General features: G+C 38.0%; 22 protein-coding genes. 13 read left to right on the top strand and 9 right to left on the bottom strand.

Annotated features, from left to right (window positions below; translation table 11 throughout):
• Window positions 1-13 precede the first annotated feature (13 nt).
• On the bottom strand, window positions 14-331 hold the full coding sequence (trxA, locus tag IPP64_08940; protein MBL0329523.1) for a thioredoxin: 318 nt from the start codon (window positions 329-331) through the stop codon (window positions 14-16).
• Window positions 332-544: 213 nt separating this feature from the next.
• Between trxA and IPP64_08945 the strand changes: the two genes are divergently transcribed.
• The gene (locus IPP64_08945; GenBank protein ID MBL0329524.1) at window positions 545-2533 is read left to right on the top strand and encodes a carboxypeptidase regulatory-like domain-containing protein; all 1989 of its coding nucleotides are present in this window, start codon (window positions 545-547) and stop codon (window positions 2531-2533) included.
• Window positions 2534-2614: 81 nt separating this feature from the next.
• Here the strand turns inward: IPP64_08945 and IPP64_08950 are convergent, their stop codons facing one another.
• The 5 genes from IPP64_08950 to IPP64_08970 form a co-directional block, all read right to left on the bottom strand.
• The gene (locus tag IPP64_08950) at window positions 2615-2926 is read right to left on the bottom strand and encodes a GIY-YIG nuclease family protein (protein MBL0329525.1); all 312 of its coding nucleotides are present in this window, start codon (window positions 2924-2926) and stop codon (window positions 2615-2617) included.
• Window positions 2927-3010: 84 nt separating this feature from the next.
• Window positions 3011-6607, bottom strand: coding sequence for a DNA polymerase III subunit alpha (dnaE, locus tag IPP64_08955; GenBank protein MBL0329526.1), 3597 nt, complete (start codon window positions 6605-6607; stop codon window positions 3011-3013).
• Window positions 6608-7117: 510 nt separating this feature from the next.
• Window positions 7118-8695 (bottom strand): T9SS type A sorting domain-containing protein, encoded by a 1578-nt coding sequence (locus tag IPP64_08960; protein ID MBL0329527.1) that lies wholly within the window; start codon window positions 8693-8695, stop codon window positions 7118-7120.
• A 252-nt stretch (window positions 8696-8947) separates the two neighbouring features.
• Window positions 8948-9613 (bottom strand): universal stress protein, encoded by a 666-nt coding sequence (locus tag IPP64_08965; protein MBL0329528.1) that lies wholly within the window; start codon window positions 9611-9613, stop codon window positions 8948-8950.
• A complete protein-coding gene (locus IPP64_08970) occupies window positions 9601-9768 on the bottom strand; it encodes a hypothetical protein (protein MBL0329529.1) in 168 nt (55 codons plus the stop codon). The genes IPP64_08965 and IPP64_08970 overlap by 13 nt, the downstream gene beginning before the upstream one ends.
• Before the next feature lie 419 nt (window positions 9769-10187).
• On the opposite strand from IPP64_08970, the gene IPP64_08975 reads away from it, so the two are divergent.
• From IPP64_08975 to IPP64_08995, 5 genes are all read left to right on the top strand, one after another.
• The gene (locus IPP64_08975) at window positions 10188-10715 is read left to right on the top strand and encodes a 30S ribosomal protein S16 (protein ID MBL0329530.1); all 528 of its coding nucleotides are present in this window, start codon (window positions 10188-10190) and stop codon (window positions 10713-10715) included.
• A 263-nt stretch (window positions 10716-10978) separates the two neighbouring features.
• Window positions 10979-11503 carry a putative metal-dependent hydrolase gene (locus IPP64_08980; GenBank protein ID MBL0329531.1) on the top strand — a complete coding sequence of 175 codons (525 nt, stop codon included), beginning with the start codon at window positions 10979-10981 and terminating at the stop codon, window positions 11501-11503.
• Window positions 11496-12071 carry a 16S rRNA processing protein RimM gene (gene rimM, locus IPP64_08985; GenBank protein MBL0329532.1) on the top strand — a complete coding sequence of 192 codons (576 nt, stop codon included), beginning with the start codon at window positions 11496-11498 and terminating at the stop codon, window positions 12069-12071. The genes IPP64_08980 and rimM overlap by 8 nt, the downstream gene beginning before the upstream one ends.
• 196 nt (window positions 12072-12267) lie before the next feature.
• Complete coding sequence (locus IPP64_08990) at window positions 12268-12981, top strand: methyltransferase (GenBank protein MBL0329533.1); 714 nt, start codon at window positions 12268-12270, stop codon at window positions 12979-12981.
• 136 nt (window positions 12982-13117) lie between these two features.
• Window positions 13118-13492, top strand: coding sequence for a four helix bundle protein (locus IPP64_08995; GenBank protein ID MBL0329534.1), 375 nt, complete (start codon window positions 13118-13120; stop codon window positions 13490-13492).
• A gap of 29 nt (window positions 13493-13521) precedes the next feature.
• Here IPP64_08995 and IPP64_09000 read toward each other — a convergent pair whose 3' ends face one another.
• Entirely contained in the window at window positions 13522-14847 is a 1326-nt protein-coding gene (locus IPP64_09000) for a saccharopine dehydrogenase NADP-binding domain-containing protein (GenBank protein MBL0329535.1), read from the bottom strand.
• 139 nt (window positions 14848-14986) lie between these two features.
• The gene (locus IPP64_09005; GenBank protein ID MBL0329536.1) at window positions 14987-16477 is read right to left on the bottom strand and encodes a hypothetical protein; all 1491 of its coding nucleotides are present in this window, start codon (window positions 16475-16477) and stop codon (window positions 14987-14989) included.
• Window positions 16478-16557: 80 nt separating this feature from the next.
• Here IPP64_09005 and IPP64_09010 point away from each other — a divergent pair, with 80 nt between their 5' ends.
• The 4 genes from IPP64_09010 (at window position 16558) to IPP64_09025 (ending at window position 21277) form a co-directional block, all read left to right on the top strand.
• A complete protein-coding gene (locus tag IPP64_09010; GenBank protein ID MBL0329537.1) occupies window positions 16558-16965 on the top strand; it encodes a DUF423 domain-containing protein in 408 nt (135 codons plus the stop codon).
• A 22-nt stretch (window positions 16966-16987) separates the two neighbouring features.
• Window positions 16988-18478 (top strand): carboxypeptidase M32, encoded by a 1491-nt coding sequence (locus IPP64_09015; protein ID MBL0329538.1) that lies wholly within the window; start codon window positions 16988-16990, stop codon window positions 18476-18478.
• Window positions 18479-18703: 225 nt separating this feature from the next.
• Window positions 18704-20317, top strand: a complete 1614-nt coding sequence (pckA, locus tag IPP64_09020; GenBank protein ID MBL0329539.1) for a phosphoenolpyruvate carboxykinase (ATP) — start codon at window positions 18704-18706, stop codon at window positions 20315-20317.
• A gap of 252 nt (window positions 20318-20569) precedes the next feature.
• The gene (locus tag IPP64_09025; GenBank protein MBL0329540.1) at window positions 20570-21277 is read left to right on the top strand and encodes a 16S rRNA (uracil(1498)-N(3))-methyltransferase; all 708 of its coding nucleotides are present in this window, start codon (window positions 20570-20572) and stop codon (window positions 21275-21277) included.
• 278 nt (window positions 21278-21555) lie between these two features.
• Here the strand turns inward: IPP64_09025 and IPP64_09030 are convergent, their stop codons facing one another.
• On the bottom strand, window positions 21556-22326 hold the full coding sequence (locus IPP64_09030; protein MBL0329541.1) for an RNA methyltransferase: 771 nt from the start codon (window positions 22324-22326) through the stop codon (window positions 21556-21558).
• Window positions 22327-22557: 231 nt separating this feature from the next.
• On the opposite strand from IPP64_09030, the gene IPP64_09035 reads away from it, so the two are divergent.
• From IPP64_09035 to IPP64_09045, 3 genes are all read left to right on the top strand, one after another.
• Window positions 22558-22758: a hypothetical protein gene (locus IPP64_09035; protein ID MBL0329542.1), complete on the top strand. Its 201-nt coding sequence runs from the start codon at window positions 22558-22560 to the stop codon at window positions 22756-22758.
• 143 nt (window positions 22759-22901) lie between these two features.
• Window positions 22902-23186, top strand: coding sequence for a hypothetical protein (locus tag IPP64_09040; protein ID MBL0329543.1), 285 nt, complete (start codon window positions 22902-22904; stop codon window positions 23184-23186).
• 24 nt (window positions 23187-23210) lie between these two features.
• Complete coding sequence (locus IPP64_09045; protein MBL0329544.1) at window positions 23211-25061, top strand: BamA/TamA family outer membrane protein; 1851 nt, start codon at window positions 23211-23213, stop codon at window positions 25059-25061.
• Window positions 25062-25250 lie beyond the last annotated feature (189 nt).

Consider the following 25250-nt stretch of genomic DNA (forward strand, 5'->3'; position numbering starts at 1 on the left):
TATTAACTTAGAACTAAAGCAAAGCTTTCAACTTCGCATCCAAAACTGATTTTGGAACTGCTCCAACTTGTTTGTCAACAACTTCACCACCTTTAAAGAAAAGGATAGTAGGGATATTGCGGATACCAAACATTGCAGAAATGTTTGCGTTATTATCTACATTTACTTTACCAACTACTGCTGTATCAGCGTAGTCTTTTGATAATTCTTCAACTACAGGTCCTACCATACGGCATGGTCCACACCATTCTGCCCAAAAGTCTAATAATACCGGTTTTGTTGATTTTGCTACTAACTCCTCAAAGTTAGCGTCTGTGATTTCTAATGCCATCTTTTTATTATTTATTTGATTGATTAATGAATTACTTTCAATTGAACCCTAAAGATAAAATTGTATTTCTACATAGACAAACGATTTGCCAATTTGTTTTCTATGACAGGTTGTCATTTTGTTAATTTATGCAAAAAAGGTATCTTTAGGGAATAAATAAAAGCCACCATTCGTTAACTTCAACGTCTGGTATATAAACAATAGTATTCGTATATGACAATTGCTCCGAATTATAGAACATATCTCTTCCTTTTTTGTTTCCTTTCCTCTTTATTTGTTCATCAAGCCATACAGGCGCAGGCAAGAATTGAAGGTACCGTTACACACAATGGTAAACCACTTTCTGGAGCGGATGTAGTGATTATTAACAGTGCGGGGACCGAAAAAGCCTTTGTCACCAATTCAGCAGGAGCCTTCAGCTACAACTTCCCTCCAAACGAAGAATACGACATCTCCATTACAAAAGTAGGATTCACTGAATTTCAGATCATCTATTCCACGATGGGGCTAGACGGTGATGAAGCCAAAAAATTCAAGAGCTTATCAAAACCGGTTGCTGAATTATTTGAACTTCCAGCAGACCAAGCGAGCATTTCTAAATTGAATGCAATACTGAATAAGCCATTGTTAAGCTATTACTATAATTCAGAAGAAAAAAAGATGGACTCGGATGCGATTTTAGAGCAATCCTTATCCGAGAGTTTAACAAAAGTTGCAAAATTAGTTGGGACACAGTCGTCAACCATTGAAACGAATTATAAAAACGCGATTGCGAAAGGCGATGCCGCTGTTTTATCCAAAAACTACGAACTCGCAAAATCTTCCTATAACGAAGCGATTGCAGCAAAGCCAAGCGAGCAATACCCTAAAAACAAACTGACAGAAATTGACAAATTGATTGCGGATGCAGAAGCAAAAGGAAAAGCAGATGCTGCCGAGAAAGAACGTTTAGCAAAAGAAAAAGAATTAGCAGCTGCTGCAGCCAAGGAAAAAGCTGCAAAAGACAAAGCACTTGCGGAAGCTGCCGCCAAAGAAAAGGCGGAGAAAGACAAAGCACTTGCTGCTGAACAAACCGCTAAATTGGCTGCTGAACAAGCTGAAAAAGACCGCATTGCGAAAGAAAAAGCCGCTGCTGCAAAAGCAACGGCCGATGCCGCTGAAGCGGAACGTTTAGCGAAGGAAAAAGAAAAAGCAGATGCACTTGCGAAAGCAAAAGCGGAACAAGACAAAGCTGCGGCTGAACAAGCTGCGAAATTAGCTGCTGAGCAAGCTGAAAAAGACCGCATTGCGAAAGAAAAAGCCGCTGCTGCAAAAGCAACGGCCGATGCCGCTGAAGCGGAACGTTTAGCAAAGGAAAAAGAAAAAGCAGATGCTCTTGCCAAGGCAAAAGCGGAACAAGACAAAGCTGCGGCTGAACAAGCTGCGAAGTTAGCCGCTGAGCAAGCTGAAAAAGACCGATTAGCTAAAGAAAAAGCATTGGCGGATAAAGCCGCTGCGGATAAAGTGGAAGCAGAGCGATTAGCAATGGAAAAAGAAAAAGCAGATGCACTTGCCAAAGTAAAAGCGGAACAAGATAAAGCTGCGGCTGATCAAGCTGCGAAATTAGCAGCCGAACAAGCTGAAAAAGATCGATTGGCGAAAGAAAAAGCATTAGCTGAAAAAGCGGCTGCGGATAAAGCGGAAGCTGAACGTTTAGCAAAAGAAAAAGAAAAAGCGGATGCCATTGCGAAAGCAAAAGCGGATGCAGAAAAAGCAGCTGCAGACTTAGCAGAAAAAGAAAGATTGGCGAAGGAAGCCGAACTAAAAGCACTTCAAGCAAAATATGAGAGCGCATTGGCGAAAGGAGATTCTTGTGTAAAAGCGAAAAATTACGAATTGGCTAAAACAGCATATTTGAATGCGGGATCATTAAAACCAAAAGAGGAGACACCCGGAAATAAACTGAAAGAATTAGATGCGTTGATGGAGACAGAAAAACGCTCTCAATACACTAACGAATTGGCAAAAAAATATCCGCAAGGTGTAACTGAAGAAGTGAGTAAAGAAGGAAATGCGAAAGTGACTACACGCATAGTTGTAAAAGGTAATACAGGTGATAAATACGTAAGGAAAGAAACGAGTTTCGGAGCAGTGTATTATTTTAAAAATGATGTTACTATTACGGAAGCAGAGTATTTAAAAAATACAGAAGGGAAGAAATAGATTTTCTTAACGGTTTGCTCCTTTAATCTCAACACTCTTACTAAGCTGTCATCCCGTGCCACGACACGGGATCTCATGTCGCTACTTCTCCGTTATTTCAAATGACCAGTCAACTGCTAAATCTAGCAACTCGGAGTTCATTGTTTTAATTAGCTCAAACTTCCACTCTCGTTTCCATTCTTTTAATTGCTTTTCTCTTTTTATAGCGTCTATAATCTTATCAAATACTTCATAATATAAAAGTTCAGAAATATTATACTTCTTGGTAAAAGCTGAACCAGTTCCACTTTTGTGTTCAGCCATTCTTCTCTCTAAATCATTTGTTATACCAATGTATAAGACTGTTCTATTTTTGTTTGATAGTATATAAACGTATGCATTGTTAAGATTCATATTGATTTACTAATTGGCAGATCCCGTGTCGTGGCACGGGATGACGATTAGGAGAAAGAGTCTTCTCCGATAATAACAATTATGCTAATTCAACTTATACTCCAACCCATTCTCTTTCAACAAGTCCAGTAGATCGTTATTCGGATTGACTTTTATCTTTTTGGCCGGCATCACCACAGCAATATTTTCTTCGGTATCAAACACTCTGAATTGAAGTGTGCAATTGCGATTTTCCACAACACTGTTCTTCGCAATAATCTCATTTATTTTATTCATGAACTCTTCGTTCAATTCTTTTAATGAAACATTCACAGTTAAACTTCTCGCCATCTTATCACGCAACTCTGATAACAATTGAATGTTGCTTACTTTATATTCAAAGTTTCCTGAATTGCGGAAGCGTTCCGAAATTTTTCCTTTTACATACAGAAACAATCCGTTAACCATGTATTGTTTAAACTTCACATAATCCTCACCAAAAAAGGCCATTTCCGCTGATTCATTATAATCTTCAATCGTAATTTTCCCCCAAGGATTTCCGGTTTTAGTAACACCATTGTGAACATTAGTAACAATACCACCCAGCGTTAATTCCTTGTTTTTATTTTCTTCGATTTTTTTAATGTCGGCTAAGGTATGAGGACAAAAATTATCCATTTCTAACTTATAGGTATCCAAAGGATGTCCAGAAATAAAGAAACCCACAACATCCTTTTCATTTTTTAATTGTTCGAGGTTACTCCAGGCTTCACATACTGGAATCTTTGGTTCCGGCATATCTATCGCTGAGTCTTCGCCAAACAAGGATACTTGAGCAGAATTTTCTCCATCCTGATGTGAACTTCCGTAACGAATTACTTTCTCCAAGAAATTTCCATTGTCGTTTCCTTCCACATGAAAATAAGTTGCACGATGAATTCCGAATGAATCCAAACCACCTGCATTCGCTAAACTTTCAAATGTTTTTTTATTGGCTGCACGTAAATTGATTCTTCGCACAAAATCAAATACAGATTTGTAAGGACCATTTGCATTTCGTTCTTCCACAATCGAAATAACTGCTGCCTCCCCTACTCCTTTCACAGCGCCCATTCCAAAACGAATTTGTCCGCTCTTATTTACCGCAAACGCATACGCACTTTCATTCACATCCGGACCGAGAACAGGAACACCCATTCTGCGACACTCATCCATGAAGAAGGTGATTTTATCAATGTTGCTTAAGTTATGTGTTAAGACAGACGACATATACTCGCCTGGATAATGTGCTTTTAAATATGCTGTTTGAAATGCAACGAGTGCATAACAAGTAGAATGCGATTTATTGAAGGCGTATTGTGCAAACTTTTCCCAATCCACCCAAATTTTCTCTAGCTTATCAGCAGGCAAACCTTTTTCGGTTGCGCCATCCATAAACTTGCTCTTCATTTTATTGAGAGTGTAGATATCTTTCTTTCCCATTGCCTTTCGCAACACATCCGCATCACCTTTGGAAAAGCCTGCGAGTTTTTGCGAGAGCAACATTACTTGCTCTTGGTAAACGGTAATACCATACGTATCTGCAAGATATTCTTCCATCTCCGGTAAATCGTACGAGATGGTTTCTCTACCGTGCTTACGAGCAATGAAGTTCGGAATGTATTCAATCGGACCTGGACGATACAAAGCGTTCATGGCAATCAAATCCGCAAACTTATCAGGTTTTAAATTGATCAAATGTTTTTGCATTCCGGCACTTTCAAACTGGAATGTACCGTTGGTATCGCCACGTTGGTAAAGCTCTAAGGTTTTTACATCATCCAACGGAATGGAATCAATATCAATGGAAACGCCATGATTTTCTTTGATTAGTTTGAGTGCATCACGAATAATCGTCAATGTTTTTAAACCCAAGAAGTCCATTTTAATTACACCGGCATCTTCAATAACTCTTCCATCGTATTGTGTGATTAACAAATTCGATTCTTTAGAAGTGGAAACAGGAATAAGATCGGTTAAATCCATCGGAGCGATGATGATTCCCGCTGCGTGAATACCGGTACCACGCACAGAGCCTTCCAGAATCAATGCTTCTTTCAAAACTTTGGCTTGCATGTCGTCACCGGCAAGAATCGCACGTAATTTTTTTACGTCTTCTAAATCTTCCTTGGTGAGTCCTTCTTTTTCTTCTAAACTTGCTTCACCTGTCATCGGTGCTCTCAACACGCGTTTCAATTCGATGCCCGGTTTATCCGGAACCATTTTCGCAAGCATGTTTGATTCTTGTAATGGTAAATCCAATACACGTGCAACGTCTTTGATACTCATCTTCGCAGCCATTGTACCATAGGTTACAATTTGTGCTACTTGATTTTTTCCATATTTATCTACCACATAATCGATTACTTTTTGGCGACCTTCATCATCAAAATCTGTATCAATATCGGGCATCGACTTACGATCCGGATTTAAGAAACGCTCAAACAGTAAATTGTATTTAATAGGATCGATGTTGGTGATACCGATGCAAAAAGCAACAGCAGAGCCGGCAGCAGAACCACGGCCCGGACCAATCAATACTCCGATATCTCTTCCTGCTTTAATGAAATCGGCAACAATTAAGAAGTAACCTGCAAATCCCATCGTTTTGATGGTAAACAATTCGAAGTTCAAACGTTCTTCTACTTCAGGTGTAATATCGATGTACCGATTTTTTGCACCCATAAAAGTGATGTGATGCAAATAATCATCTTGTGTAGCAAACCCTTCCGGGATAACATAATTCGGAAGCATAATGTCTTGCTTCAATTTGAGCGGAGTAATTTTATCGACAATGTCGTTTGTATTATCAATCGCTTCGGGCAAGTCTGTAAACAGCTGCGTCATTTCAGCAGTTGTTTTAAAATAAAACTGATCGTTATAAAAAGCAAATCGTTTTCCTTTGAAGGAGTTGGAATCATCATCACCAAAATCCTTCATGGTAGGTGTACTTTGCTTTTCTCCGGTATTGATACACAATAAAATATCGTGGGCGTTCGAATCTTGTTGATCTACATAATGCGAATCGTTGGATGCAATAATTTTCACATTGTATTTTTTCGACCAACGCACAAGCACTTCATTTACTTTGTCTTGTTCCGGAATGCCGTGTCGTTGCAATTCGATATAATAATCTTCACCAAAAATATCGAACCACCATTTGAATTCTTTTTCCGCTTCATCTTCGCCCAGCTTCATAATTGCTTTCGGAACAGAGGCGCCTAAACAGCAGGTAGTCGCGATTAATCCTTTGTGGTATTGTAAAATTAATTCTTTATCGATGCGCGGATATTTTCCATACAACCCTTCCATATAGCCCAATGAGCAAAGCTTCACCAGATTTTTATATCCTTCTGCATTCTTGGCTAAAAACAACTGATGGTATCGAACATCTTTATCTTCCTTTGTAAATTGGCGTTTGTGGCGGTTTTCCACCACATAAAATTCGCAACCAACAATGGGTTTTATTTTATTTGGATTTTCGGGAGTATTGTGTTTGCCGGCTTCCGCAACAAATTTAAAAACACCAAACATGTTTCCATGATCGGTGATTGCTAGTGCACGCATGTTGTCGTTCACTGCTTTTTTATACATTGTTGAAATATCAGCAGCACCGTCTAGCAGCGAAAATTGAGTATGTACGTGTAAATGAGAAAAATTCATTTTATTGATTCAGTCGTTAACGAGTTAATGCGTTTTTTTGAAAACGTCCACTTATTTTTTGCATCAAAATGGGATTGTAAATTTACTCATTAAAAGAGTAAATTTCAGGAGGTGTTAATAAGATTGGAAAAGAAATGAACGTTTCAAAATTTCGAGCGAATTTCAGCTTCTTTTCGTTCTTCTTTTGTTTTCCTTTTAAAGAATTGTTTCCTTTTCAGAGAAGTGCATTTGCTGCAGGTATAAAGAAATACAAACTTATTCGGCCTCACACTGCATCCTCCACATTCTTGTCGCCTCGCATTTGGAAAGGCAGCCGCACCAACGCCCAGGTGCGTTCGCAGTGAGCAAAAATAGCCATAAGAAATACGCACCAACGATTTGTGCAATGTTAGCTGATGGAGTTCGCATTTTTTTCCTTGATCACTCTTCCAGTGAATTGGAATTTTGCAGGAAGAAAAAGCAATCGCTATCGTACAAATAAAAATTCGCAACATACAGAAATGGAGCAATCTAATTTTCTTTGATAACTTTCAACACCCTTGATTCACCTTTTTTAGTTATCAAGTGAACAAAATAAATTCCATTCGCACCATCGATGGAGATGTCCATTTTGCTAGTGGATTGGTATTTTTGTGTTTGAAGAGTTTGCCCCACTATATTGTGCACTTGTACCGTAACATCTTCCACAAACCGGCCCAATTCAATGGTCACATTTCCGATGGAAGGATTTGGATAATAACGTACCTGTTCAAAAGGATTATCTTCAGAAATTCCAACATTGTTGTAGATGCAGGCGCTCGGAATTTTGGCTACATAGATATCTTTTCTGCCTTCCGCAGTAATGGCTGACGAACCAAACGTGGCTGTTAACTCATAATATCCTGTTGTATAAATATTGCAATTTTCATCGATGGCAATTCCATTTCCTCGATCTTCAATAGAGCTTCCCGCCTGAATGCCCCATTGCCATTTACCGGTGGTATCAATTGCGGCTACATAAATCTGAACACTATCAGCAACATTGATGAGTGTATCCGCTGCCCCAAAACTGGCATCTCCTTTAAACTGGCCGGTTACAAAAAGTAAATCTTGTTTATTGGCAATGATTCTATTTCCTCGATCGGAGCCATTGGTAGAGCCGGCCTTTTTAGCCCAAACCCAGCTGCCAGCAGGAGTTAGTTTTGCAACAAAGATATCTCTCCCGTTTGGTCCACCATTATTGTTCACCGTATCTGTCCCAAACACCACAATATCGCGGAGCTCACCGGTAATATACACATCCTGATGTGCATCGATGGCAACCGAATTACCGCGATCATCCAGCAATCCACCGGCAGTGCGCAACCAAAGCAGGTTTCCACTGCTATCATATTTAATCACAAAGATATCACGACCACCATTGCTCGTTCCGGTGAAAGTTCCAAAAGGTTTTACACCGCGGAAACCACCGGTTACATAAAGATTTCCGGTAGTATCAATAGCAATTCGATTATCACGTTCACCATCTGTTGCTTCAAATGTTTTTACCCATTGAAAAATTCCTGCAGGAGAAACTTTTGCAACAAAACCTAAAGAGTCGTAAGGAGTAATGGGAACATTGATGGTTCCAAAAGTACCGACACCCATTCCAGCCGAATAAGGATTACTGATAAATCCGGTTAAATACACATTTCCTAATTTATCTGTCACCACATCGTACCCATGATCATCACTGCTGCTTCCAGCACCAATTAACCATTGACAGGTTCCATTCAAATCAAATTTCCCTAAAAATATTTCATCGCCACTACCTGGGAATGTGGCTCCTGTGCAGCTTCCAAAGCCGGTATTGTACCAGCAGGTTCCGGTCACATAAACAAAATCGTTTACATTATCTACACACATTCCGAGTGCACGTTCGTCCCATCCACCCATTGCACCTCTTACCCATTGCCAGGTTCCATTGCTATCAATTTTTGCTAAAAAACCTTCTTTTCCAAAATCCAACGGAGCAGCTTGAGCACCGAAACTAACATCACCGGACGATGTTCCACTGTTATAATATCCACAAACATATTGATTGCCATATCGGTCGATGTCAATATCCAACCTTTATCGGATCCGACTCCACCGGCACTGGAAACCCAGTCCCAATTTTGAGCAAAAGAGAGCTGTGATACAAGAAAAAATGCCAGAAATGCAAGTTTAAAAACTCGATGGCTTCTAAAAGCGATAGCGTAATTTTTTGTCATGGAGTAAATGTTTAGTGTTACCTATAAATCAAATTTAACAATTAAATAACACAAAACAAAAAGCCTCCAAACTTTCGTCAGGAGGCTTAATAAGGTTTTCGTTATCAGATTAGTACGGATTAAATACCGTAGTATCTTTACGTTCCATAGGGCGGAAACTTAAAACAGGGATATCGCTTTCGTTGATGATACGTTGTGCAACCGTTCCGATGAAAAATTCTTTCATACTCAACTCTGCTTTGGTCATAATCAAAATTAAATCCGCTTCTACTTCGTGTCCATAATCCATAATCATTTGAGGAATGTCAGAACCGCGTAATGTTTTGATTGTACAACGAACATCTTGATCCTTAACGTATTTCCAAACTTGGTTCGAATAAGAGATTAATTTATTCTCTGCTTCTTCATCTGTTTGTGTTAAAATGGAGATGATGCGGATATCTGCATTGAACAACTTCGCCAATTCAATCGCTTTATTTACTTTTTCACGTGTTTCTTTGGTTAAATCCAAAGGCAATAAAATGGTTTTGCAACCGTCACGGTGAACTTTACCGCGGATGGTAATTACAGGGTGTTTTGATTCACGCACCATTTTAAATGCGTTTTTACCGATAATTTTGCTTAATGATATTTTGGAAGATAACCCAATCATTACAAACATCGGGTTTAATACGTCTGCTACTTTATTGATTTCCTCGTACACATTGCCTTTACGAATCATCGCTTCTACGGGTTGTCCGGATTTTGCTGAAGCCTCTTTTGCTAACTCATCCAATTTTTTTGCACCAAAGGAGGATTTCCTTCATCAACACTCAACAATACAATTTTAGAGTTGGTTAATCGAGCTAAATTGTAGGTTTGGCCTAAGGCAATAATGGTTTGTTCTGTGGAATCAATTGGTACTAAAATGGAATTTGCAGGTGCAGACATGGTAGATTTTATTTTTTAATTTAGTTTGCAAAAGTACACAATTTACCCGAAGAATGAAATTTTAACCTTAAAATTATGGTTTTCATCTTCGTTTTTTGATAATCAATAGAATGGAAACGAGCATCTTGCGCATAAATCAAAAAAAAATTAAACACATAGACACATCGGAAAATAGGGAGCTAAAGCTCTACATGAGAGACACATATACTCTCTGTCCAAAGCTTGCTTGGGCTATCCAAATAAGCAGACTCCAACCCTATAAAAACTATGTATCTACGTGTTAAAACCTTTTTAGAAGGTTATATTTGAAGCCGAAAAGCCAAAAAAGTGCCCAATTTGTTTGTCAATTAAAGAAAAGTGTGTACTTTCGCCTTCCCAAAAATAGGTTTGGGAAATAATTATTAATAAAACTTAAAAAAATGCCAGCAAAAATTAGATTACAAAGACATGGTAAAAAAGCTGCGGCTTATTTCCACATTGTAATTGCGGATGGTCGTGCACCTCGAGACGGAAAGTTTATTGAGAAAATTGGTACGTACAACCCAACTACAAATCCAGCAACTATTAACCTTGACAATGCAAAAGCATTAGAGTGGTTAAACAAAGGTGCTCAACCAACAGATACATGTCGTGCTATCCTTTCTTACAAAGGTGTATTGTACATGAACCACTTAATGGGTGGAATTGCAAAAGGTGCATTAACGCAAGAACAAGCAGATGCAAAATATGCAAAATGGATTGCAGAAAAAGAATCAAAAGTGATTGGTAAAGTTGACAAATTAGCAAATGCTAAGAAAGATGCTTACAAAAACCGTATGATTGCTGAAGCTGCTTCTAAAGAAGCGAAAGCAGTTAAAATCGTAGCAAAAAACACTCCTGCAGTTGAAGAAGCAGCTCCAGCTGTTGAAGCAACTCCTGAAGCAGAAACGCCTCAAGCAGAAGCATAATTTTGATTTAAAATTATTAGAAAGTCCCTTGTTTCTCGACTTCGCTCGAAATGACAAGGGGCTTTTTCGTTGATTACAATCAAAAAAAATAAACACATAGAAACATAGAAAAAGAGAAGCTAAAGCTTTTGATAGAAACACATATCATCTATGTCCGAAGCTTGCTTCGGCTATACTATAAGTAAAACTTAAGCTTTAAAAACTATGTGTCTATGTGTTAAAAATTCATACAGCATAAGTTTCATTAGAATCTGATTCACCAAATGAGCGACAAAAACACCTACCCCATCGGAAAATTCGAATACGGCAAAACCTATTCAACATCCGACACAAAAAGCAATATCGAAGCAATCGAAGCGCTTCCAGCTTTGTTGAATAGCATTTCGAAACAATTGAAACCGGAACACTTAAAGAAAAGTTACCGTGAAGGTGGATGGAATGCACAACAGATCATTCATCACATTGCTGATAGTCATTCCAATGCTTTGATTCGTGTTAAACTGGCACTAACAGAGCATAACCCTGTTATCAAACCTTACAATCAAGATGCTTGGGCATTGCTTGCAGATGTGGAAAATACGCCTATTGACGTTTCGTTAAAAATGACGGAAGCGATTCATGCGCGATGGACAGCCATTTTGAAGTCGATGACGGAAGCTGATTTCAAGAAAAAATACATTCACCCCGAATACAATAAAGAATTTCAGTTGGATGAATTTGTTGCATTATATGCTTGGCATGGCAAACACCATTGTGGACAATTAAATGTAATTTTGAATCATGAATAAAAACGATTGTTTTAATTTGGGATATATTGCCAGAAGAGTTGGTAACCACGGAGAACTAGGCTTTGTATTGGATGTAGACGATACCAACCGATATAAAAAACTGGAATCTGTTTTTATTGAACTGAACAATTCGCTTGTCCCATTTTTCATCAAAAAAATTCAAATCAAAGGAAACAATGCAACCGTTTCGTTGGAAGGAATTGAGTCCATTGAACGTGCTGAAGAATTATTAAAAAAATCATTGTACTTACCATTAAGTGCCTTGCCTCCATTAAAAGGAAAAAAGTTTTATATCCATGAATTGGCCGGATATACTGCCATAGATAAAACTTTCGGAGAAATTGGAATCATTACGGAGGTTTTGGATTTTCCACATCAAACCATTTTACAAATCCGTCATGGAGAAAACGATATCTTAATTCCTGCCAAGGAAGAGTTTATCATCTCCATTCATCGCGATACAAAAAGGATTGAACTGGATGCTCCGGAAGGATTAATCGACATTTATATTTCCCAAAAAGAGGTGAACGAGTCGGAAAAAGAGACAGACGAAGGAAGTGATGTATGATGTATAATGGAGAAGGGAAGATGTAGAGTAGCTGAAATAACATATCAATATTTACCATTTGCCATCACACATTTTCCATTATCCATTTACCATTCTACATTTTCCATACCTAATCTATTGTTTTTCCGAAAAATAGTTTAACTTTATATATAGTAATAGTAAACGTTGAGTTCATCAAAGTGTTTTCTACTCCTTTATGTCGAATCAAACATTCGCTTTTAAACAGTTCAAAATAGTACAAGACAAGTGTGCTATGAAAGTAGGCACAGATGCTGTTTTATTAGGCTCCTGGGTAAATGCTTCCAACGCAAAAACCATTTTAGATATTGGCACAGGAACGGGCATCATTGCCTTGATGCTGGCACAAAAATCGTCTGCACGTATTGATGCAATTGACATCGACTTAAATGCATACATTCAGGCAACCGAAAATGTAAACAATTGTAACTGGAAAGATCGGATTGAAGTACATCACATTTCTTTACAACAATTTGCGAAAGAAAGTGATCATAAATACGATTTGATTGTGAGCAATCCTCCTTACTTTGTTGATTCTTCAAAAGCTTCAGAAGAATCGCGCACCAATGCTCGCCATACCGACCAACTTCCTTTTAAAGATTTATTGGATGGCGTATTGAAGTTATTAAGTCCAACCGGAAAATTTTATGTAATCCTACCCACGAAAGAAAGTGAGTTATTCAAAGAAGCAGCGGAAAAAAACAAATTGTTTTTGACCAAAGCAACCCGCATTATTACCCGCACCGATAAACCTGAAAAGAGAATGATGATGCGCTTTGAATTTATTCAACGTGCCTTTTCAGAAGATTCCATTACCATCGAAAAAGATGAGAGACATTCGTATACGGATGAATACAAGGAATTAACGAAGGATTATTATTTGGCATTCTAATAGGTGACTAAGTGACTAGGTGACTAGGGAACTGAGTGACTAGGTGACTAGGTGACTAAGGGTGAAGGGAAAGGATATCCGATTATAAGTATTTATTTACCGGCTAGATGGGGCAAACCTTGGATACATTTGCCGAATGAGACCACACAATAATCTAATCGTTTGGCAAGAATCCCTTCATTTAGTTAAAAACATTTACTTGCTATGCGCGAGCATACCTGACTCTGAAAAATTTGGATTAATATCACAATTGAAACGCGCTTCTGTTTCGGTTCCTGCTAATATTTCAGAAGGTGCTGCAAGAAACAGCAAAAAAGAATTCATTCAATTTCTCTATATTTCTTCTGGCTCATTAAGTGAAGTCGAAACGTTAACTACCATCGCAGTTGAGTTGAATTATATAAATGCAAAAGAGTTTGATAAAATAGAAAAACAAATGAATAAAATAAGCGCTCTTCTACAAGGTCTTATTAATAAATTAAAATCCGATACGCCCCCCAAAACCACCTAGTCACCTAGTTACCTAGTCACCTAGTCACTTTATACTTCTTTCTCCACAAACGTTACTCCCAGTGTTTCCAATTCTGCCAACACCGGTTCGTAAATTTCTTTTGAAGTAGGAATCGTTACTCCTCTTGCTTTTATTTTTCCTTGTAAAATTAGTTTTGATACAATTGCTAATGGCAAGCCTACCGTTTTTGCCATCGCAGTATAAGTTTGGTCTTCTCCTTTTACAACCAATGACGATGTAATTTTTTTAGTTTGTCCTTTCAATGAATATTCAAACTCATGTTGCATCACAATCATGTCTTTGTCGTTTTCCTTCAACAACCACTTTTCTTCCAATAAATCTTGTAAAATTTGAGCAGGAGTTGCATCCTTCAATCGAATTTTTCTATCTGTCATAATTTCCAACCATTCGATTTTTTTCAACGCTTCTGCATCCATTTCATTCCCCATAAAAGCAATCAACTTTTCTTTTACAGATTGTTTCCCTTGCGGTAAAAATGCTTCTAACAATTGTTTGTACGTCAACGAATCAGATGCTTCAATTTTATACGTATCATCTGTCAAGCCTAACTTAACAAATACATTCCACGCTTTGCAATACCCCGGCATCCGCAATGTTCCACGCAGCATAGTTGGAATATTTTCAATGTTATACAGTTTTCGATACGACAAAGAATCGCGATTCGCATACGCATCAAAATTTCCAAAACCTTCTACTACAACCGGACAAATTTGTGTAAACAATCGGTTGTAAGGAATGTATTTATATTCTCCGTTTTCAATAAACTGTGCAGTACCTTGTCCGGCTAAAATGACATTGCGCGGATTCCACGAGAATTTATATCCCCACGGATTATCATTGCTCTCCGGAGCAACCAAACCACCACAAAACGATTGAAAAGAAGTCAATTCACCACCTTGGGCATGAATGTGATCAATCACCTTCATGGCAGACGCGTGATCAATGCCCGGATCCAAACCAATTTCATTCATCAAAATAATTCCGGTCTCTTTTGCTTCTGCATCCAACTCTTTCATTTCCTTAGAAACATAAGAAGCTGTTGCTAAATGCTTTTTAAATTTCACACAATCTTTTGCCACATTCATGTGCATAAATGCTGGCAACATCGAGATCACAATGTCTGCGCGTTTAATTTCTTCCTCGCGCTGTTGATCATTATTGATATCAAACTGAATAGCACGTGCATTCGTATGCCCTGCTGTTTTTTGTTTTACCAAATCCAGCGAAACATCGCCAACGGTTACATTCCAATTTTCATTTACCGAATGTGAAAGTAAATAATGAATGAGTGATGAAGCGGAACGACCTGCTCCTATGACTAAAATATTTTGCATAAAAGTTTAAAAATTTTGCCAAAGATAGTAATTAACATCTTACTTTCTTCTCAACTGTCATCCCGTGCTACGACACGGGATCTGCTTATTACAGGGAGATGCCGTGTCGTAGCACGGCATGACGTTACGAAGGATAATATCACCTCAACAAATACCGAACATGATTTTGTATCCAGTTTAAATGCATAAACTCTCCGGGGGTGGTTGCTTTGTGCTTGCGTTGCTGTGCTTTTTTTACTAATTCTTCGAGCAACCTATTTTTATCAGAAGGCTGTTGCAGCAACAGAATGAACTCTTGAAATAAATCCAGCACATGCGCTTGCGTTAATACGTTTACCACGATCTTATCTTCGAGCAAATTCGCAGCTTTGGCAAATTGTTTTTTAAGAATTAACCATTTTAATTTCAACACCAAGGTATCCTCTAACGATGCCAGCGCATTCTCCGTTTTTCTTACTTTCTTAATATATTCCTCCACCTGGTTCATTAAGAAATCAATGTCCATTTTAAAGGTTTGCGGAAATGTATCGGAGATGATACGCGCCTTTTGAACATAGGCAAAAGGAAGATTTTCCAATTGATTGTTTTCCTTCAAAAAGGTGATAAACAAATTGTTGGTGGCATTCGCTTCTGCAAAACGACCAGTCATGCATTGCGCTGTGGTCAAATTAAAATACAGCGTTTCTGTTTTGTATACTTTCAATACCGAATCATTGTTGTTTACCAATGCCCATGAATCGTTCATAAAATGATAGGCTTCTTCAAATTCACAACGGTTGAAATGAAAAAACATGGTGATGTTATTGAAATGAAAATGCTGAAACTTGGTATAATTCACTTTATAACTCAGTAATGGTGTTTCGGAGTGTTTGGCAAATAACTTTTTAAAGGCTGTTAAATGCCTACTCACCACTTGCTGATAATGCAAATAATCTTGTGAGCCTAACTTATAATACAAGGAAATGTGGTGATAGCACATTAAAAAACGAGGGTATGCTTTATGTTTCTCAGCAAAATCTTTTATAAGAGCGAGTTCCGCTTTTGCGGCTTTTATCCCTTTCACAAAATTAATTTCGTATATTTTTCGAGACAAAACAATACAGCGGTTCATATCGTTTTGCAATACTGCAGCCTTTTCTAAACGCTCAAACAAAGGTTTATTTCGTTCCAACCGATTGAAGGATTGATTTAAAAAGATGAGCTGATCTAAAATATCCGGCAAGAGTTCAAAAATATTTTTTCGCCAACATTCCTTTTCTAATTCCAGTAATTCCTTGTAGGCGCCTTCTTTGTTGGTGGCGGATGTAATGTTTTTATTGCGAAATAAAATCAACTGTTCCGGTGTTAGCAGTTCTCCCGATTGGTTGTCGGAAGTCGATTTTAACAATTCATCATGGATTTTTTTACGGAGTTTGAAATACCTGTTTTCTAAAACACCGTATTCTGATTTATCTTTAGAAGATCCATATACCGAAGCAACAGCATCTGAATTTTTAAAATTCCGATTGGTACATGCTTGCAAAAAATGTATGAGTTTCAATCCTACAGGCGAATCTTTAAACTTAAAACTAAGCTCAGAAGCTTCTGTTTCATTCAGTTTTTTAAAGTCATCGTACAGTTTTTTATTCATACTTAAAATATATGTTCTAAAAATAGAAAATTAGAATCATATCTAAAATTAATGCTTTGTTTTTTTCTTACATTTGTTGCATGCAAAAACGTTTTCTTTTATTCAGTGGGTTTTCAGGAGCAATTGGTGTTGCCTTGGGCGCCATGGCTGCGCATTTCTTAAAGTCGAAATTGGAAACCGGCTTAATTACCGAAGCCAATTTACAAGCGTTTGAAACAGCTGCAAGATATCAACTCTATCATAGTTTGGCACTTTTTGCCATTGCCATATTTGTGGAGAAATTCAACGATAAATTGATTGCCAAAGCAGGTTATTGTTTTATGGCCGGCATTGTTTTGTTCTCGGGTTCTCTTTATCTATTAACGACCGCTAAACTCATGGGCCTTGGCGATATGCGTTGGCTGGGTCCGATTACTCCTATCGGAGGTTTATTCTTTATTACCGGCTGGGTATTGATTGCTTTTGCCGGAATGAAGAAGAACAAATAACACTTAACAATTATTTTTCTATATGACGAATTACGCTAAATACAAAGGAATGATGCGTAAAATAGCCGACATTCAATATGCTTCTGCTGTTTTAAACTGGGATCAAGAAACATATATGCCTCCCAAAGGCGCCACATTTCGCGCACAACAACTTTCTACATTAGCAGGGATTGGTCATGAATTAGCGACTTCCAAAGAACTGGGGGAAATTTTAAATGCACTATCGGCTGATGCTTCTCTTTCTGAAAAAGAAAAAAGAAATATTAAGCAGTCGTTGAAAAATTATAACGACAACCTCAAATACACAACAGCATTTGTTCAGGAATTGAGTCAAACCATCTCAGAAACATTTCAAGCTTGGCAAAAGGCAAAAGAAGAAAACAACTTTGAATTGTATGCACCTCATCTTGAAAAACTCGTAAAACTAAAACGGGAAGAATGCAAGCTACTAGGAACCTTTGCACATCCGTATGATGCGTTGTTGAATCAATATGAACCGGGAGCAAAAACGGCCGACTTAGAAACACTCTTTTCCGATGTTAGAAGCCAACTGGTTGCTTTTGTTAAGAAGATTGCAGAGAAGCCACAAAACAACGATGCCTTTATGTTTTTGACGTACGATAAAACCAAACAATGGGACTTGGGATTGGACTTGTTAAAACAAATGGGGTATGATTTTGAGGCGGGTCGACAAGATGCCTCTTCTCATCCGTTTACAACCAACTTCAGTTCGCAAGATGTGCGCGTTACTACCCGCATAAACGAAAACGATTTGAATGAAATGATTTGGAGTTGCATTCATGAAGGTGGGCATGCGTTATACGAGCAAGGACTTCCTGCTGAAGAATACGGTTTACCGTCCGGAGAATATGTTTCTTTGGGCATTCACGAATCACAATCGCGTTTGTGGGAAAATAACGTGGGGAGAAGTTTAGGTTATTGGAAAAGCAACTTTTCAAAACTACAAACGGCTTTCCCGAACAATTTAAAAACAGTCACCTTTGAAGACTTTTACAAAGCGATGAACATTGTAAAACCTTCTTTGATTCGGACATCCGCAGATGAATTGACTTATCATTTTCATGTATTGATTCGTTTTGAAATAGAAAAAGCCTTGATTGAAGGCACGATTGAGGTGAAAGACTTGCCCAATTATTGGAATGCCAAGTACAAAGAGTATTTAGGACTGGACGTGCCAAGCGATTCAAAAGGCGTTTTGCAGGACATTCATTGGAGTCATGGTAGCTTTGGCTACTTCCCTACTTATTCATTGGGTAGTTTTTATGCCGCACAGTTTTATGCACAAGCAAAAAAAGAGCTGAAAGGTTTAGAAACAGAAATTGAAAAAGGGAATATGAAACCGCTATTAGAGTGGTTGCGAGAGAAGGTTCACCGCCATGGTAAGTTTTATTCAGCCGAAGAACTATGCATTGCAATCACCGGGGAGAAATTGAATTTCAAATATTTTATGGATTACGCCACCAATAAGTATACAGCGCTTTACAATTTGTAAAGGACTATAAGCTGGTAGCCCAACTATTTATCAACAGGTTTTTCGATATTTTAATTCATATAAATACCGCAACTATTTGTTTGTCAAGAATTTAACATAATACCACAACTCCCCCTTTTAAAGTTAAAAAATATAATTCTAGCGAAAAAATCCCCTTTCATTCCCTATTTTTCTTAATTTTGGGCTTTCATTTTTAAAAAAAACACTAACACTAAAAAATCAGAAATGAACGAATTTGGAATTAAGGGAAAGAACTCAAGTATCGCTAGTTTAGGACTTGAAAACGTATCCGCAGCGTATTGGAATTTAAATGCAGCTGAATTAGTAGAAGAAACGATTGTGCGTGGCGAAGGAATGCTCACCGACTCAGGAGCATTAGCAGTAGATACTGGTGAATTTACCGGACGCTCACCAAAGGATAAATTTATTGTAGAAGATTCAAAAACAAAAGACACCATTTGGTGGGGCGATGTCAACTTTAAATTTGATGCGGCTAAATTTGATTCCCTTTACAACCGCGTTTGTGCTTATTTATCAGGAAAAGAAGTGTATGTGCGTGATTCATACGCTTGCGCTGATCCGAAATACCGTTTAAACATTCGCGTTGTAACCGAGTATCCTTGGTCAAACTTATTTGCAAACAACTTATTCTTGCGTCCTACGCATGATGAGATCATGAACTTTGAAGCAGAATGGACCATCATTTGTGCTCCCGGCTTCAGAGCCAACCCTGCTATTGACGGAACACGTCAACACAACTTCACCATTTTAAACATGACGAAAAAAGTTATTTTAATTGGTGGTTCTGGTTATACAGGCGAAATCAAAAAAGGAATTTTCTCATTATTGAATTATATTTTACCTCACGAAAAAGGAGTTTTATCCATGCATTGCTCTGCAAACATTGGTAAAGATGGTGATACCGCTATCTTCTTTGGTTTGTCAGGTACTGGAAAAACAACCTTATCTGCTGATCCAAACCGTGGTTTGATTGGTGATGATGAGCATGGCTGGAGCAACGAAGGCGTTTTCAACTTCGAAGGTGGTTGTTATGCAAAATGTGTGGATTTAACAAAAGAGAAAGAGCCTGAAATTTTCGGTGCAGTGAAATTTGGTGCGTTGTTAGAAAACATCGAATACTACGAAAACACCTCCACCGTTGATTTCTCTAATATTTCAAAAACAGAAAACACCCGCGTTGGTTACCCAATCAACTTCATTCAAAATGCTGTTGAACCGTCTGTAGGGAATGTTCCAAAAAACATTTTCTTCTTAACCTGCGATGCGTATGGTGTTTTACCTCCAATTTCGAAACTAACAACCGGACAAGCAATGTACCACTTCATTTCTGGATATACGGCTAAAGTTGCCGGAACGGAAATGGGAATTACAGAGCCTACATTAACTTTCTCGGCTTGTTTCGGAAAAGTATTTTTACCGTTACACCCTACAAAATATGCAGAGTTAATGGGTAAAAAATTAAAAGAAAACAAAGTAAACGTTTGGTTAATTAACACAGGATGGTCAGGTGGTTCATTTGGTGTTGGTAGCCGTATGAAATTATCATACACCCGTTCAATGATTACTGCAGCGTTAACCGGCAAATTGGATAGCATTAAATACGAAACACTTCCTGTATTCGGTTTACAAGTGCCAACGGAATGTCCGGATGTTCCTGCTGATATCTTGAACCCTCGTAAAACTTGGAAAGATAAAGATGCTTACGATGCTACAGCAAATAAATTAGCTGCATCGTTCAACAAAAACTTTGAGCAATACGCAAGTGCTGCAAACGAAGAAATTTTAGCTGCTGCCCCAAAAGCTGCAGTGAATGCTTAATCAGATTTCGTTTTTATTAAAAAAACAAGACTGATACGTCCTGAGAAATACTGGACAGAATGAACTACTCTGGTTACATTTAAATTATTTATAGAAAAGCCTTTCCGAAATGGGAAGGCTTTTTTATTTCCGTTTCTCTTCCCCTAATCACTTAGTTACTTAGTTACCTAGTCACCTAGTCACTTAGTTACCTAGTCACTTAGTTACCTAGTCACGTAGTTACTTAGGGCCTTTTTTCCTACCTTTGCACCCATGCATTTATTCTACACCCCTGATATCACAACAGACACTTATACCCTCAACGAAGAGGAAAGTAAACACTGTGTTCGAGTTTTACGCTTAAACGAAGGCGATAAAATTCAATTGATTGATGGAACAGGCGGATTGTATGAAGCAGAAATCATTGATAGCAATCCGAAACGCTGCTCCGTAAAAATCATTGACACGAAAAAAGAAGTAGGTAAACGCAATTGGCAGTTGCACATTGCCATTGCTCCGACCAAAAGCATGGATCGCCTTGAATGGTTTGTGGAAAAAGCAACCGAAATGGGCATTGATGAAGTATCGTTAATAAACTCTATAAATTCGGAACGCAACATTGTAAAGACCGAACGCATTCAAAAAGTGGCCATTTCGGCCATTAAACAAAGTTTAAAAGCCTATCTCCCAAAAATCAACGAAGTGGTTAACTTGAAAATTTTAATCGCTCAAGCGAAGAATTTTAAAGGAGAGAAGTTTATTGCGCATTGTCAGTCGACAGGATTACCGCACATGAAAACACGTTACACTCCAAAACAAAATGCATTGGTATTAATCGGACCCGAAGGAGATTTTACGATTGAAGAAGTAAAATTGGCGTTGGACAATGGGTTTAAAGAAATCAGTTTAGGGGAAAGCCGATTGAGAACCGAAACTGCTGCGTTGTATGCCTGTGCCGCGCTGAATGTAATAAACGAATAGCATCCTATCACTTAGTTACCTAGTTACCTAGTCACAAAAAAAAGATTGCTTCAGTTGTAAAAACGCCTTCGCAATGACGCTCCGTAATTTACTCAGTCACTTAGTTACTTAATCACCTAGTCACCCAAAAAGAGATTGCTTCGGTTGTAAAAACACCCTCGCAATGACGCTCCGTAAGTCACACAGTTACTTAGTCACCTAGTTACTTAGTTACTTAGTTACTTAGTTACTTAGTCACTTAGTCACTTAGTCACCCAGTCACCTAGTCACCTAGTCACTTACTTACGTCTCCGAAACTCCGAACAAATTATCGAAGTGGCAATGGCTGCATTTAAAGACTCTGCTTCTCCACTACCCTGTTTATAATGCGAGAACGATGGAATACTGATTTTATCTGTGATTAATTTTTGAACGTCTTCTGAAATTCCACGGGATTCATTCCCAATTACAATCAATCCTTCTGAAGATAATTTTTCTGAATAAATATTTTTGCCTTCTAGCAATGCTCCATATACTGGTTGTTTGTTAGTGGTTGTTTGTTGTTGGAGGAATGCTACTAAATCAACATAATGCACTTTTATCCGAGCAATTGACCCCATTGTAGCCTGTACCACTTTCGGATTAAATGCATCCACCGTTTCGGAGCTGCAAATAATGTTTTCAATTCCAAACCAATCGGCAATGCGGATGATTGTTCCTAAATTTCCCGGATCTTTAATATCATCCAGCAACAAGGTTAATTTTCCTTTTAAATCTTCTGCATTTAAAACATAGTTGGGTGTTTCACAAACAGCCAATACTTCATTGGCTTTGGTTAATACCGAAATACGCTCCAACTCATTTTCTTTTATTTCGAAGCGTTCAACCGTTGCAGGGATGACATTGTTTCTTAAAAAATCGGAGGTCGCATATACCTGCTTAACAACGATAGCCGATTGCATCAATTCGGGCACAATTTTAGCCCCTTCTGCTATGAACAAGCGGTGCTCTTCCCTGTACTTTTTTTGTTTTAAGGAATTGATGAAACTGATTTGGCTTTTGGAAAGCATATTTTATAGTTCTAAATAAAAAAAATTAAACACATAGGCACATAGTTTTAAAACTTAAAATAAATTACATAGAGGAAGCAAGCTTCCTTGAGATAGAGCTATGTGCTTCTATATAAAGCTTTAGCTTCTTATTTTCTATGTGTCTATGTGTTAAAAAAATGCGAATCACTATTGTTACGGACAAATGTAGTAATTTAGTAGCCTGAGTACAGTACATTTTTATCATTGAGCGTGAGCAGAACAACTATTCATAAAAAATTTATACTCATCGGATTAATTCCTTTGCTATTGTTTGCTTGCCGACCGGCTCGTAAGTTGCAACAAGGTGAATACTTGCTCCAAAAAAATCATGTCATCGATAAAGATACCAAAGTCGACAAGAGTGAAATTGAAGCTTATATCAAGCAAAACCCAATCGTAAAATCTTATTAATCTTTCGTTTTCATCTTTGGCTGCACAATTTAGCGAATGAAGATAAGATTAAACGTAAGCGGATTGTTTACGATAAAAAAATAGAAAATCGGAATAACCGTAGAATCGCACGAGGAAAAAAAGCAAAAAAAAATGATCGGCAATTGTTTGGCGAATGGCTGTTGAATGTGAGTGAACCACCGGTCATCTATGATTCGTTGTTGGCGAAAAAATCAGCAAAACAAATCAAATTATTCTTAAACAACAAAGGCTATTTCATCAGTGAAGTGACCGACTCGGTGGTATTTCGTAGAAGAAAACGCGCGAGTGTTTATTTCAAAATAAAAGCACAACCACCTTATCTGATTAATCAAGTGGAATATAAAATTCCGGATGAACTCTTAAATTATTACATCACTTCCGACACAGCCAACTGTCTTTTAAAATAAGGTAAAAACTACGATGTGGATGTGATGCAAAAAGAACGTGAGCGCATTTCAAACGAATTGAGTAATAACGGATATTTTCTGTTCACCAAGGATTATGTGTATTACGAAGTGGACAGCACATTGCCCAACAACAAAGTAAACATCACCTTGGGCATCAAAAATTATGCATACAAGTTTTCCGACTATTCCGACTCCATTGTAGAGCGCCCGCATCAGCGTTTTTACATTCGCAACATTTATTTGCAGCCCGATTTTGTTTCCAAGAAAATGGATTATGTAAAAAAAGATACCATCCGGATTGAATCGGGAACGGGACAGGAAATCCCCGACTCCGTAAAAAACAAAGAGGTGGATTATTATGTTTTACATACCAATGAGTTGAAATACAAAACAAAAGTTTTGCTCAACTGCGTGTTTTTACGAAAAGGAGAATTGTATCAATTGCAAAACGTGGACGATACGTACAAACGATTGTCGGAATTAAAATCATTCAAAACCATTAATATCTTTTTCAAACCTGCAGGTGGCGATTTCCTCGATTGCCATATTCAATTGAGCCCGATTCCGAAACAATCCTTTACCCTTGAAACGGAAGGTACCAACACCGGAAATGGCAACTTGGGAATTTCAGGAAGTATTGTCTATCAAAATCGAAACTTGCTGAAAGGTGCCGAAGTGTTTGAATTGCGCTTAAAAGGTGGTATTGAAGCACAAAAAACAGCCAATAGTAATTCGGCAAACATCAGTCCGACTTCCCAATTCAACACCATTGAATTCGGACCGGAAATGAACATTTACATTCCACGCTTTTTAGTTCCTTTTAATATCAAGGCATCCAAACGTTCGAACCCGAAAACTATTTTTACCACATCGTTTAACTATCAACAACGTCCTGATTTCACGCGTTACATTTATAACTTATCGTTTTCCTACACGTGGAAAGAAACCGCTAAAAAACGACATACAATTAGTCCGGTGGTGATCAACTTTGTAAAGGTGGATTTACAAACCAATTTCCTCGACAACATCAATGATTTGTATCTGATCAATAGTTTTACCGATCACATGGCAACCAGCACCCGTTATACGTTTACTTACAATGAGCAAAACATCAAAAAAGAAGAAAACTTCTCTTTCTTTCGAGCAAATGCTGAATCATCCGGAAATATTTTAAGAGGAATTTACAACACCACCAATGCCATCAGACCAAATACTTTTGAGCAAAACGACCAAGGCAGCTATACTTTGTTTGATGTTGCGTATTCGCAATACCTGAGAGTGGATGGTGACTTTCGGTATTATTTTAATTCCAACGAAATCAATAAAGTGGTTTTCAGAATTGCTGCTGGTATTGGTAAACCCTTAGCCAATTTCAAGGCATTGCCTTTTGAGCGCAGCTTCTTCAGTGGTGGAGCAAATGGAATTCGTGCTTGGCAAGCGCGTACCCTTGGACCGGGTTCTTACAATGATGGAGAAGAAATATCGTTCGGACAGATTGGCGATGGACAGTTGGAAGCCAATTTGGAATACCGTTTTAAAATGTTCAAAATGCTAAAAGGTGCCATTTTCTGGGATGCCGGCAATACATGGCTACAGAAAAAGGAGGCCGGTCGCCCGGGTGGTGATTTTCAATTCGATCGTTTTGCAAAGGAAATTGCCATTGGAACAGGTGTAGGTATTCGTGCCGATTTTAACTTCTTCATCATCCGTTTTGATACCGGTTTAAAAGTGAGAGATCCGAAGTTTACCGAAAACAATCGATGGGTGATTAAAAACTTGTTTGATGCCGAATGGAAACGCGTTTACCGAATTGACCATAGCAATCATAAATACGATTTCTTTACCTTCAATTTAGGGATTGGATACCCATTCTAACCTCACCCCGGCCCTCTCCTAGAAATAAGGAGAGGGTGTGGCTTCGAAAGATTGTCTTCTCCATTTCAAGAAAATAGTTTCAAAATCAATCATTTAAGCTTTAAAAAAATCATTTTAATCAATTCGTAAAATTTCTTAGCTTTGCCTTCCTAAAAAACTGGTTAATCAAAAATTAGGTTAATCGTTAAT

Source organism: Bacteroidota bacterium (assembly GCA_016722565.1).
GTDB lineage: Bacteria > Bacteroidota > Bacteroidia > 2-12-FULL-35-15 > 2-12-FULL-35-15 > 2-12-FULL-35-15.